11 protein-coding genes are annotated in these 12,270 nt (G+C 54.4%); 8 read left to right on the top strand and 3 right to left on the bottom strand.

Annotation, left to right across the window (positions count from 1 at the left end; translation table 11 throughout):
* Positions 1-128 precede the first annotated feature (128 nt).
* The 4 genes from IPM28_02875 (at position 129) to IPM28_02860 (ending at position 2,254) form a co-directional block, all read left to right on the top strand.
* Positions 129-566, top strand: a complete 438-nt coding sequence (locus tag IPM28_02875; protein MBK9171936.1) for a winged helix-turn-helix transcriptional regulator — start codon at positions 129-131, stop codon at positions 564-566.
* 97 nt (positions 567-663) lie between these two features.
* Positions 664-1,113, top strand: a complete 450-nt coding sequence (locus tag IPM28_02870; GenBank protein ID MBK9171935.1) for a universal stress protein — start codon at positions 664-666, stop codon at positions 1,111-1,113.
* A gap of 3 nt (positions 1,114-1,116) precedes the next feature.
* Positions 1,117-1,602: a DUF402 domain-containing protein gene (locus IPM28_02865; GenBank protein MBK9171934.1), complete on the top strand. Its 486-nt coding sequence runs from the start codon at positions 1,117-1,119 to the stop codon at positions 1,600-1,602.
* Between the two features lie 64 nt (positions 1,603-1,666).
* On the top strand, positions 1,667-2,254 hold the full coding sequence (locus IPM28_02860; protein ID MBK9171933.1) for a hypothetical protein: 588 nt from the start codon (positions 1,667-1,669) through the stop codon (positions 2,252-2,254).
* A gap of 2 nt (positions 2,255-2,256) precedes the next feature.
* Here the strand turns inward: IPM28_02860 and IPM28_02855 are convergent, their stop codons facing one another.
* Both IPM28_02855 and IPM28_02850 read right to left on the bottom strand, forming a co-directional pair.
* Positions 2,257-3,255: a DUF3662 domain-containing protein gene (locus tag IPM28_02855; GenBank protein ID MBK9171932.1), complete on the bottom strand. Its 999-nt coding sequence runs from the start codon at positions 3,253-3,255 to the stop codon at positions 2,257-2,259.
* Between the two features lie 23 nt (positions 3,256-3,278).
* Positions 3,279-4,838, bottom strand: coding sequence for a protein kinase (locus IPM28_02850; GenBank protein MBK9171931.1), 1,560 nt, complete (start codon positions 4,836-4,838; stop codon positions 3,279-3,281).
* A gap of 187 nt (positions 4,839-5,025) precedes the next feature.
* On the opposite strand from IPM28_02850, the gene IPM28_02845 reads away from it, so the two are divergent.
* The 4 genes from IPM28_02845 (at position 5,026) to IPM28_02830 (ending at position 11,384) form a co-directional block, all read left to right on the top strand.
* Positions 5,026-6,057, top strand: a complete 1,032-nt coding sequence (locus tag IPM28_02845) for an FHA domain-containing protein (protein MBK9171930.1) — start codon at positions 5,026-5,028, stop codon at positions 6,055-6,057.
* Between the two features lie 31 nt (positions 6,058-6,088).
* Positions 6,089-8,008: a hypothetical protein gene (locus IPM28_02840; protein ID MBK9171929.1), complete on the top strand. Its 1,920-nt coding sequence runs from the start codon at positions 6,089-6,091 to the stop codon at positions 8,006-8,008.
* Between the two features lie 10 nt (positions 8,009-8,018).
* A complete protein-coding gene (locus IPM28_02835) occupies positions 8,019-9,692 on the top strand; it encodes an FtsW/RodA/SpoVE family cell cycle protein (protein ID MBK9171928.1) in 1,674 nt (557 codons plus the stop codon).
* A gap of 75 nt (positions 9,693-9,767) precedes the next feature.
* Entirely contained in the window at positions 9,768-11,384 is a 1,617-nt protein-coding gene (locus tag IPM28_02830) for a protein phosphatase 2C domain-containing protein (protein MBK9171927.1), read from the top strand.
* On the opposite strand, the gene IPM28_02825 is transcribed toward IPM28_02830, so the two are convergent.
* Positions 11,385-12,215, bottom strand: coding sequence for an RNA methyltransferase (locus tag IPM28_02825; protein MBK9171926.1), 831 nt, complete (start codon positions 12,213-12,215; stop codon positions 11,385-11,387).
* Positions 12,216-12,270 lie beyond the last annotated feature (55 nt).

Genomic DNA, 12,270 nt, shown 5'->3' with positions numbered 1-12,270 from the left:
TTCAAATACCGTGCAAAGCATTGTATATTAGCTGGCTAATGTTCTATTATTAGCTGGCTAACCATAGATGATTTGCAGGCTATTCAATATTGATTAGCCGTATACGATAGCGGCGACACTGCTTAATTATGAAATTTCATGAGACGGTCAGCTACCTGCTTTGGCGTGTAGCGACGGCGCACAAATCGCACCTGGAGAAGAGGCTCGGCGAGATCGGCATCCATGGCGGGCAGACAGTCGTTCTCTTCGAACTTTGGAAACGTGATGGGCGCAGACAGATAGATATCGCTAACGAACTCGGGCTTGCCGCACCGACGGTCAACAAAACGGTCGGCGGGCTGATCGCTTCGGGGTTGGTCACACGTGATCGGCTCGAGGATGACGCCCGTTCAACGCGTATTTTCTTGACCGACGACGGCAGGCGAATGCGTGACAAGATAGAAGAGCAGTGGCTGGAGATCGAAGAGGAGATCCTGACCGAGCTAACGGAGACCGAGCGGCTCGTGCTGTTCGAGCTGCTGACGAAACTCAAGCATTATTATTTTGGCACCGAACCCGAGGAGTGAACGCTATGGCCGCCCTCTTTGGCATGCAGCCGCTTTCGGTCTAGAATACGCTGAAGCTCATAATAAGATGTCGTTGACGATATAGAGGTGAATTCTAATGAAAGTGCTATTAGCAACTGACGGCTCAAAGCAGAGCGACGCGGCGATCGAGGTCCTCAAGTCCTTCTCATTCAAACCGGGAGATGAGATCAAGATCATCAGTGTAGTCGACATGGCGGTTCCGATGGCGATCGACATTTACGGCGGCTACCTTCCCGACACCACCGAGATGGAGCGTACGGCGCGTGAGCACGCGGCCAAGATACTAGCGGATACCTGTGAACGTCTTGAGGGTATATGCGGAAATCTCTCGGTGACGAGCGAAGTTCTCTTCGGTTCGCCCGAAAGCCGTATCGTCGAAACCGCCGAAGAAAGCGGCACGGATCTAATAATCGTGGGTTCACACGGCTACAGCCGGTGGGAACGCCTCCTTCTCGGTTCTGTCTCTCAATCGGTTGTCCATCATGCACCGTGTTCGGTTATGGTCGTAAGGTCGCCGGCGGAATAGCGGATGCCCGGCCGCGAGATCACAGTCAATTCTCTGAAATTTGATCGGTCGATCAGCCGATCGTGGAAGTGTGAGCTTATCGCATCGTCGCGCGCGGGGCTCGAATTCGTAGGACGATTTGAGACGGATGTACCTCACCACCACCTCGGTATGATCCGAGCAGGAACTATTTCCCACGAATATTTCTGGCTAGATCGGTGGTACAGCATCTTTCGATTTCACGAGCCCGACCATACCCTCCGCAATTGGTATTGCAACATTAACCTTCCTCCGACATTCAACGATGGCGTTCTGAGCTACATCGATCTCGATATAGATATCGTCGTTTGGCCTGACCTCTCGTACGAAATATTGGACCTTGATGAATTCAAAGCAAATGCGGCTCGATACAGTTACCCCAAAACGGTCATAGCTGGCGTTGAAAGTGCTCAGCACGACGTATTGACCATGATCGAAAACCGATCTCCTCCGTTCGATCGTTACGATTGATGGAACAAACGCCCGATCGGAGCGTGCACTAGCAGTTACCCAAATATCTTCGCAGGAGTTCACAATGCCCATCCGGATAATCGTGCTCTTAACATTCCTCACAATTTTCGGCGGAAGTGTTTTTGCCCAAACGGTCGACGTTCAAGCTTTGGACCCGATCCAGCGGATCGCCGTTGAAATGACTACCGTGTCTAGAAATGTTGCCGACCTCAACAAAAGCCTTAAGGATTTCGTCGCAAAGTTTGAAAAGGTTGGCGGTGTGTCGTTAAGCGAAAAGCAGCAGCGGCTGGTGTTCGGTCTCGAATTGCTTGTACGTACCGAAGAACGAGTGGCCACACTTCAGAAGTTCCAAGTGGATCTGACAGAAAAACTGGGCCAAAACCGGGCACGCTTGGCGCAGATCGAACTCGACCTTCGGCCCGAGAGCATTGACCGGAGCACCAATTTTGAAGGCAGTACGAGAACCGTGGAAATTCGCGAAAACAGGCGGGCAGCATTGCTCGCGGAACGTGCCTCGGTATCTTCGCTGGTAAGTCAGATACAACAGAATCTTAACGAAGCAAGCGAAGCATTGCGTGAGGCACAATCGCTCGCCTATCGCCTCCGCCGCAGTTTACTACCGGAGATCGAAAGGGAGATCATATCTCATTGAATTTAAGCAGATCGGGGCTGGATACGGAGCACATATGAGCCGACGGCGACGTTCGCCCCCGGAGCAAGCGGGACTCGCTGGCCTTCTGGCAGCTCGTAGGCGCCGATCGCCGCAGGATTTCTTCCCTGGTTGACGACCCAGAAATTCCCTCCGCCGTCGGTGATAATTGCAAGGTGACGACGGCTTATCTCGGGGTCGCCTGAAAGAGCGATGTCTACCGGCTTCGATTTCGAGCCGCGACCGATCGTTACCTCTTTATTGAAGATCGGCACGACATTTTGTCTGACGCCGCCATGCCAGATCTCGAGTCGATAAAGCTCGACCGCTCGCTTTCTGACGTTCGTCAAGACCTCTAATTCATCCGATGGAAGGGGAACGGCCTGATGGACGTTGATCTGCGGCGATGTCGGCGGCAACGACGAACCCGATGCCTGCGTCGTGAAATTTGGCGGTGACTGATGTGAAGGCGGCGTATATCCACTCGGAGCATTGCGGTTCACCGGAGGTATGATCGGCTGCCTCGCTCCCGGCAGCGGCGCCGAAACCGGCGGCTTCGGCCGTGCAAGTACACCTGTCTTGTTGCTGGCCGAATCTTCCCAGCTATGCTGAACGCGAATATCGCCCTTTGATAGAGTGCCGTCGACACGAAGGTCGATCACGAACGACTTAGTCTCGAGCTTTTTCTTACCGGCGATCTCGCGTGCCCGTTCGGCGAGGATATGATAAAGGCCCTGTTCCAAACCGCGTCTTTTTACGCCCTGCCATTCTTTGTCGTCTTCGTTGCTGAGAAAGATCGTATATTCGGTAGGAATGATCGTTGTTCCCTGCGGCAGCGGGAGCATTTCGGCCTGCATCACACCCTCGATCGCCCGAGCGATCTTAACGATGAATTCTTCCGATTGGCTTCGCGGTTTGACCTGCGCGTCGCGGGCGGCATTTTCCAAAACGAGTTCCGCCGATTCGCCGTCGATCCAACGCCTTACTTTATCCAGTACGCTCAATTAACACTCTCCATTTTGTGGTCCTATTGATCAAGATCAACGTATTTGCCATTCAGCCAGCCGCGGTTCGTCGCGAGAATTTCCGAACGTTCTCTTCCCTGTTGGACGACATCAACTTGATACCAGTTATTCTGAACTTTTACAATTCTGACCCTCGAATTCCGCGTGACTAGCCCGATCGGGGCGTTATTCGCACTCGGCGTCGGGCGCAGATTTATGTCGGTGTTCGCGGTACCCATCTTTGCCGAGGCAAAGGGGCTCGTGATCTCAGGCAATATGCCCAGACTTCGAAGGTATGTCGAGGTCGCATACAGCCCGCCGGCAAACAAAAAAAGCAGCAATCCGGCGATCGCCAAACCGCGCATTCTCCGTCGGCGTCGTTTCGGCTTGTTTTTCCCATCGAGTTTCGCCTCATCGAGGTCGACGGTCATCGGCGGCTGGCCCGTTGGCCGACTGTTCGGCCAATAGTCTTCGACGCGCGGCATCGGTGCGGGCAGAGGATCTCGGACGGCATGCGCTATCGAACCCGAACCGGCTGTGACCTTTTGCGGCCCGGTCCCCGGAAGCGGCCGGTCTATTTTGAGTTCACGCGATGTATCGAACTGCGGCCTTCGCGGTGCGATCGGCGTGTAGCCTCGGGCGACATGCGGCTGCGGCACGGCGTCGAACTTCGGCCGAACGTGGGTGACCGTCTCGCCCTCAAAGATCGACCGTCGAACGCCGGCGAGATCGCTCCAGAATTCGTCAACCGATTGATGCCGCAGGCGATGGTCATTCAGCGTCGCCCGGTTCAATACACGCTTCAGGTCTTCGGCCCAATCCTCGGCCCGCGAGCTTTGAGGAAGCTCGGTGATCGGCGAATTTGCGTAAAACCTCGGTGTCTCGCCGGTCAGGATCGTATACACTGTCTTGGCAAGCGAATAGACGTCAGCGGCCGGCGTCAGATCGGTAGACGGAACCGAAATGTCATGACCGGCATAAAGCGGCGAATGTTCGGGCGGGGCGTATATATTCGTCCCGACCCGCGTTATCGGGGCATCAGAGATGTGAACTCGGGCGACACCGAAATCGGCGATCTTTACCGTGCTCCGATCTTTGGTAAGGAGAAGATTTTGCGGTTTGATGTCGCGATGAATGATGCCGTGACGATGTGCATGTCTAAGGCCGGCGCATATCTGTTCGATGTAGCCGATCGCGGTCTTTCGGTCGAGGCTCGATTCCCGGCATGCCTTTTGGAGGTCACCGCCTGCGAGATATTCCAGGACGAGGTAATGAAACACCTTGCCCTCGAGGTCGCGTGCCGTCCCATGACCCAGCCGGCTGATGATATTCGGATGTCTTACGCGATCGAGGGCGATCGCTTCGTTCTGAAAGTTTTCGACCAGCGTCCGTTCGAGATCGGGATCGACATCGTTCTGCAAAAACACATTAAGGGCCTTGATGACGACCAGCGAATGAGGTGACTGCGGGGACGCAAGGGTATCTCGCGCCAGAAAGATCTCGGCGTAACTTCCCCGCCCGAGTTCTTGAAGAACGTCGTACCGTTTATCCAAGCGGCAGTTTGAGAGCGACAACTCTTTCATCTCGATCCCGGAAGAGCAAAGACCAACCTAAACCAATACGATATTATAGGGCCAAAGTTCGGAAATCACATCATTTCAAGCAGTGCTTTTGCTGGAAATCCCGAGAGGACATCAATTCGCTTTGGTTTGATGTTTCTTTCCGATAGAATGGCAACAAATAACGGCCTGACGTCGTATTTTGTCCGGAATGCCAGATAACTCGCCAACAGCAAAAAAGACCATCTCGCCCGATTGGTTCGTTCAGGGAATACTGACAAAGATCGGCGACACCTTCGACCGTCTTACTGGGCGCGGATGGAAACCGTCGAGCAGCCTTGCGACGAGCGAATTGATCGAAAGGCTCAAGGCGCTTCTCGATGCAGAGGTAAAGATCGCCGACGACGGGCGAAAATACGTTCCGCACAACATCAAGCTGAAGATCCAATGGGATAAGTTCTCGACCGATTCCGAAGCATCGCTCAGAACCCTCGAAACGGAATTCCTGACGGCCGTCGTCGATCATATAAACGATAAACACTATTACACTTACGCACCGCTCTCGATCGAGGTCAAGCCCGACTATTTCACAGCGGGCGTAAAGCTTTTTGTCGGTTTCGAAAAATTTGTCGATGATGAGAATGAGGCTGAGATAGATGTTTCGATCCCCGGCGAAGCGTCTGCTCGGGAAACGATCCAGGCAGCATCGCCGGACGAACCACCCCAATTTGAAATATCCGCAGCCTTTGAGATAAACGGCAAACCGATCGTCCGGACACATGCGATTGCAGCTGGATCGCGGCTAACCGTCGGCCGAACGAAAGAAAACGATATTGCTATCGACGACGTCAGCGTTTCAAAATTTCATGCTGCGATCATGCTGAACGACGACGGAGCTCTCCAGGTTGCCGACACCGGATCTACGAACGGAACTTTCGTAAATGGGCGGCGTATCTCGTATGGAACATCGGTCATCATAAGCACGGGAGAAACGGTCAAGTTCGGGACCATTGCAGTCTCGTTCGGAGCAACGCGACAAACCCCGGAACTGGAACCGGAGATCGAGACCGAGGTCCCGCATTCGACGACGGTCGGCGAATTTGAGTTCAAAACCCGGACCGAGACCGTCGCCGCGTTGCCGGTACCGCCGGCCGTTACGATCAGCTCTGCCGAGCCGGATTGGGCGATGACGGATCCGCAGATCGAAGTCGAGCGGCCGGACCAGACAGGGTCAAAACCGTAGGTCGTTCGAACCGCGCACATTCAATACGAAATTGTTAGCATTTTTGATACAGATCGATTGGGAAAAGCTAAAACCGGAATATTTGTTCGGCGGACAGGTCTTGGAGCGGCTCCCGGCCGGACTTTCGATCGTCTATATCGTCGGTATCGGTGTGCTTCTCGGTTTTCTGGTCATTACTTTTTTTGACAATATCCGGCGTCCTAAATTCCCATTCGAACAGCACCTGCCTCGTGAGGTCTCGAAAAAACTTACGCAGACGATTGCCAACCGCAGCATCCGGATCTGGCAGTTCGTTTTCGTATTGCTTGCTTTTTCGGTATTCGGGTTCCAGGTATATTGGACGTTCTTTGCCGACGACGCTAACGAACAATTTCAATCGCTGGCCTATAAGGATCTGAGGAATCGGCGAACCACCGCCGCCAACCTTCGCGGTTGGATGCTTGACCGCAACGGGAAACTGGGCGGTGCCCTTGCGTACTACAAACTGAATGCCGACGGCGATATTACAAGATCGTACGCTCTTGAAAAAGAGATGGCTCACCTCTTGGGTACCGAGCGCGGAACCCCGGGACTCGAACGGACACTCTTTCAGCGAAACAGCGAACCGATGCCGGAAGCCTGGGAAGTCCTCACGAAGATCAAACGGAAAGAAGACGAGGCAAAGGACGTCCGGATCACGATCGACCGAGACCTTCAGGCTTATATCGCAACTCAGCTTGAAGGAAAAAGCGGCGCGATCGTCGTTCTGAATCCGCAGAACGGGGACATCCTTGCGATGTATTCGAACCCGTCGTTCAATCTCGCCGAGGCTCAAAACCTTGAAAGCTATCTGAGACTCGAGGGCAACCGACGCGACAAACCGCTGCTCAATCGTTCGTCACGCGAGTTTTATGTCCCTGGTTCGACGTTCAAGCTGTTCACGGTGATCTCGGCGTTTCGGGCGGGCAAGCAAAACTCAGTATTTCCGAGCTATGCTGAGGGCTTTCGTCCAACTCGCGGCTCGCTTCCGATAGTTGATTCATCCCAGAACAGGTCACCCGACGGGACCGTCAGCGGAGCTTGCAGCGGCGGCTGTCAGGAAAAGGACATAACGCAGGCCTTTAAGGTCTCGAGCAACCAATATTTCGCACAACTTGCGATCTCGCTCGGCCGCGAACGAATACGAGAGACCGCAAATATGCTCGGGATCGCGGCTGTCGATACTCCGGGCGAGGCGCTGGTACCGAAATTCTTCCCATTGATCTTCAACGCGAGTTCGACCGCGGTCGCCAACGCCCTTGCGCCTCAGCAATCGACCATTGTGACCGGCAAGGACATTTCCCTTTTCGACATCGGCCTTGAGGGAATGGGCCAGGGTTATGCCGGCCAGATGACGCCGCTGCAAATGGCAATGATCGCGGCAGTTGCCGGCAATATGGAGGGCAAGCTGATGAAGCTCAGGATCGAGGCCGATCAGCCGCCACAGATGTACTCGCAGGTACTCTCACCGCAGCAGGCGGCAGCGATCCGATCGATAATGGCAACGGTCACCGAGGAACCCGGAGGCACCGGAACGGTCATCGCAGGCAAATTGGCGGGCACTGGGATCCGCACCGGTGGCAAGACCGGTACCGCAGAAAAAGAGACCGCGCTTTACGACGAAAAGACCGGCAAGCTGAGGACGGTAAAAAAGAAGCGCCGAAACGCAGCCGGCGAATTGGAGGAATACGACGCACCTGTCACCTATACCCGATCTGACAGTTGGTTCATCAGCATCGCACCTTTGGAAAAACCGCAGCTAGCGATCGCGGTGGCGGTAGAGGGCGGCGGCTATGGTTCGAAAACGGCGGCTCCAATAGCGGCGAATGTGATACTTAAAGCACGGGAACTTGGGCTTCTTGGCGACCAGCACAGGCCAAAGGCCGCTCCGACAAGATCGGCAACGCCGACCAAGCAACGAAGGGTCAGGTGATCAAAGAGTCTTGAAGAACCGAACATCGTCACATTTCTTTATCCTTGTTTTGATCGTTGTAATGACGGCGATGTCGCATTATGCGATATATTATGGCGGCCTGATACGGGGCTACGAAGCGTCGTCGATCACGGGTATCCGGAATGTCGCTCTTTTGGGTTTGCTCGCGTTCCTTCCGATCTTTCTCAAGAACGTGCTCAAATTTCATGGAAATTGGACGCTGTACACGTCGGCGGTATTGTTGTTCTCGATCGGATTGACCGTTCAGTACCGATTATTCAGCGATCCTGAATACATTTCACGCCGAGACAAGGCCGAGGCACGTCAGGCAAAGATCAAGACGACGCAGCTACATTACATTCAGGAAAACTATACGGCGGAAAAGAAACAGATGATGGGCCTGCCGGCAACCCCGCCGTCGCCTGTTGATCTCAGCGCCGAAACCCCGCGACCGTCGGAAGAGACGCTTTGGGGGGTGATGCTGTCGGGCAAGACCATTAATCCGATCCTCGGAATACTCGCACTGATCGCGTCGCTTCTGATACTTCGGAACGAACGAATTCTTGAATGGCTGCAGAAGAACGGCTTTTTGATCGTATTGCTGACACTCGGGCCTTTGATCGTTGCGGCTGTAACCTCTCGCGCTGGCAAGTCTATCGGGAACATGACCCCATGGGAACCGGCAAAGATACCGTTTTTGATCGGGTTTGCAGCGATCCTGGCGGTCCTCTATAAGAATCTAGCGAAAACATATTGGGGCTTGCCGCGAGCAAAAGACGTTGTCCCGTTGGTCTTCATGGCAATACTGCCATTCGTTCCGTTTTTCGTTCTGAAGGATTTTGGCCAAATGATGGTGTTCAGCGGTGTGTACGCAACGCTTTATCTCATCGCCGTCCGCCGCTTTTCGCAACGATTCGTGCTCGTGGGCAGTGTTTTGGTCGTCGTTGCCATACTCGTCGTTGGCGCCTTGCCTTTGAGCACGCAGGAGAAGATACCCCTGCTTCCGACGGTCGCGACACCGGTCAAACAGGTATTGCCAGACCGCATCCAGCAGCGATTTCACCTCTGGCTTGATGGCTTCAATCCGCCTTCGCCCGAGACCTCGTGGTGGAAGAACGACTATCAGAATTACTACAAAAGGCTCGTGGAAAAGGACCCCAACCTACCGCAAATGCTGGAGGACGACCCGAATCTGCAGCGGACGATCAACGTCGACGCTTGGTTTGACGTACTCGCGTTTCAACCGGCGCAGGCAACATTTGGGCTTGCGTCAGGTGGAGTCACCGGCCGCGGCCTGGGCCTCGGATACCCGGAGCTGATACCGGTCGCCGATTCTGATTACATTTTCGCCGCAATGGCCGAAGAACTTGGACTTTTTGGCGGTTTGTTGATAACCTTTGCGCTAATTGTCCTGGTCAGCGCCGGAGTCAGAACCGCCCTAGATTCAAGAGATATGTTCTCGAAGCTGTGTTGCATCGGGCTTTCTGCGTTCATTGGTTTCCAGGCGTTGGTCAACATCGGGGGGATCACGCGCGCTCTTCCGATGACCGGTATTACGTTGCCATTCGTAAGCCACGGCGGATTTTCGCTGATAACGAGCTTTGTGATGCTCGGCATGCTGATGGCGTTTTCACATCGGAACGCTCTCGATCGGCAGTTCAACACGATCGAGAATTTACCTTAGTTATTTCATACTAAAGGTTTGAAGAAAGACCACTTCCGAACATTGGTCACATCCGTGTTCGTCGAGAATCCTCAGATGGAAAACAACTTTCAATTCATATCTGCCGCTGTTAGCGATCGGGGCCTGAGCGATAAAAGGCCGCAAAACGAGGATTCTTATATCGCTCTCGAACAGGTCGGCCTGTTCGCGGTCGCTGACGGAGTGGGTGGAGCCCAGGCAGGCGATGTCGCATCGCAAATGGCCGTCGAAATGCTTGGCGAAGCCTTTATTCACTACGGTGACACGGTCGATCCGGAAGAGATCATGAAGGTGGCGATCGAGCGGGCAAATGAAGCCGTTTACCAAACGGCGAACGACCTGCCGCAGTTATCCTCGATGGCCACGACGCTTGCGGCCATCCATATTTCCGGCAACATTGCGACGATCGCCCACGTCGGCGATTCGCGTGTCTATCGCGTCGACCCTGAAGGATTTCTGCATCGCGAGACCGAGGATCATTCCGTTGTTGAAGAAGAGGTTAGGGCAGGCAGGATGACGAGAGAGCAGGCTGCTAACCACCCGAGCCGCAACGTTATCAGCCGGGCGGTTGGGGCTGAAAGCACGGTAGAGGTCGATATCCGTACGATAATGGTCGATCCGGGTACTATATTCCTTCTCTGCACTGACGGCATAACGCGTCACATCGATGATGAAGAGATCGGCGAACTCCTCACGACCGGCATGAGCCCAATGACCCTATGTGCTCATATGAAAGAAGTTTGCTTTGAGCGCGGTGCCGAAGACAATCTGACAGCGATCATCGTCAAGGTAACGCCGGCCGTGACGGCCGCCCCGACGATCGCGACCCCGGAACTCGCGGAGATCGATCCGACAGCTGAAGAAGAGACCATCGCTGCCGCTCGATCGCCCTTCGACAGTCCAGCGGACGAGACACCGGATGAGATAGTTGAAATACCGCCTGCACAGACCGTTACGCCGCCGCAATTGGAAGTCAGCCAGGCAGCATCGGACGATACTGAGCAATTCTTGATCGAAGACGTGGTCGAACCTGAGGACGCGGTCCAATCGGAATACAGCTCGTCGAGTGTGGTCGTTACGGCGTCACAGCCCGCGCCGGCCCCGGATAGAGATCTGATGATGTTCGGATCGCGTGCCGGAGCTGATGTGTTACCTGAACGAACATCCGGTAATATTGCAAACACATTGCTTATGCCGATCTTGTGGTTGGTCATCGGCGGAATAATCGGCCTTGCTGCTTCGTATTTATGGCAAAGCACAAACCCCATACCGCAGACCGAACCGCCTCAGATCAGCGAAATGAAAACCGGCAACATACCGCTGACGGCATTTGAAGAGAACCGTAGGCTTGTCGATCGCGACCCGGTTGCCTACGCCAATACGCGTGCCGCATCGCCGCAGGATGCTGAGGACCATTATTTGTTGGGACGAGCACTCTTATTATCGGGCAAGTACTTTGAGGCCCGCCGACAGTTCGCTCAAGCGAAAGAAAAATTAGCTGACGCCGATCCGGCGAATGCAAAGACGCTTTCTGCCGACATAGCAATGGCGAACTCGATAATTGAGAGCGCTCAGGCTCAGGAAATATTCAAAAAAGAGGTCGAAGGCCTCGCGGCTCCGGCCCGGTCGGATACGAACGCCAACGCTGCGGGAAGTTCGAACACGCTCAGATGATCACGTCCGATCCGCACCGACGATAGCTTGGCGACGCGCCTCGAAAAGCATGATCCCCGCCGAGACGGCGAGATTCATGCTTTCGACACCGTTTTGCATTGGTATTCCGATGCGTTCGTCAGCCGTCTCACTGAGCCCGCCCGGAATGCCATGGGCCTCGGAACCAAATAGCAGCAGTCGTGGAATTCTCCAATCTATTTTCAAATAGCTCGATGAACCGCGGATATCGGTCGCTGCGATATGCAGTTCGGATGATCGCGACCATCGGACCAGTTCGTCGATCGGTACGCCCGGCCATATCGGTACTCTGAACGCCGATCCCATCGAACCTCTAAGTGCGGCCGGCGTGAACGGATCGGCGGAACCTTTGGTCGTCACGACCCCCGCAACCCCTGCCGCCTCTGCGGTCCGAATGATGGCTCCAAGGTTCGACGGATTCCCTATCGAATACAGCCCGACCACGATCTTAAGAACCCCGTTTTCGCTCTTAAGAGCCGATTCGATCGACTCTCGACCAGTCTCGGGCCGTTCAGAAACAGCAATGATGCCTTGCGGACTTGGGGTCTCGGCGATCGAGTCGAAGATCTTTGTCGCCAAAACGAAGACCGCGAACGAATCGTCAATTGCACTCAACAAACTAACGATACGCTCGTTTTCCAGCGCCTTTTCCGAAACAAAGATGCTTTTGATCCTCACGCCGGCGGCAACAGCCTCTTCGACAAGGCGCGTTCCTTCGATGAACATCTCATCGCGCTCCTTTCCCTCCCGGACTCGCCTGGCAAACTTAACGTGCTGGTTTTCCCGACTGCTGATCTTCTGATAATCCTTCATTCCAACTCCGATCGAAAAGTGAGGTTTACGTTATCATATCTGCAAGCGGCACAGA

Source organism: Chloracidobacterium sp. (assembly GCA_016716305.1).
Lineage (GTDB): Bacteria > Acidobacteriota > Blastocatellia > Pyrinomonadales > Pyrinomonadaceae > OLB17.
The sequence above is the reverse complement of the archived record's forward strand: the minus strand, read 5'-3'. Positions and strand labels throughout refer to the sequence as shown.

Excerpts from the sequence above, each read along its gene's own strand:
- IPM28_02875 (MBK9171936.1), top strand. The coding sequence starts at position 129 with ATGAAATTTCATGAGACGGTCAGCTACCTGCTTTGGCGTGTAGCGACG.
- IPM28_02870 (MBK9171935.1), top strand. The coding sequence starts at position 664 with ATGAAAGTGCTATTAGCAACTGACGGCTCAAAGCAGAGCGACGCGGCG.
- IPM28_02865 (MBK9171934.1), top strand. The coding sequence starts at position 1,117 with ATGCCCGGCCGCGAGATCACAGTCAATTCTCTGAAATTTGATCGGTCG.
- IPM28_02860 (MBK9171933.1), top strand. The coding sequence starts at position 1,667 with ATGCCCATCCGGATAATCGTGCTCTTAACATTCCTCACAATTTTCGGC.
- IPM28_02850 (MBK9171931.1), bottom strand. The coding sequence starts at position 4,838 with ATGAAAGAGTTGTCGCTCTCAAACTGCCGCTTGGATAAACGGTACGAC.
- IPM28_02845 (MBK9171930.1), top strand. The coding sequence starts at position 5,026 with ATGCCAGATAACTCGCCAACAGCAAAAAAGACCATCTCGCCCGATTGG.
- IPM28_02830 (MBK9171927.1), top strand. The coding sequence starts at position 9,768 with ATGGAAAACAACTTTCAATTCATATCTGCCGCTGTTAGCGATCGGGGC.
- IPM28_02825 (MBK9171926.1), bottom strand. The coding sequence starts at position 12,215 with ATGAAGGATTATCAGAAGATCAGCAGTCGGGAAAACCAGCACGTTAAG.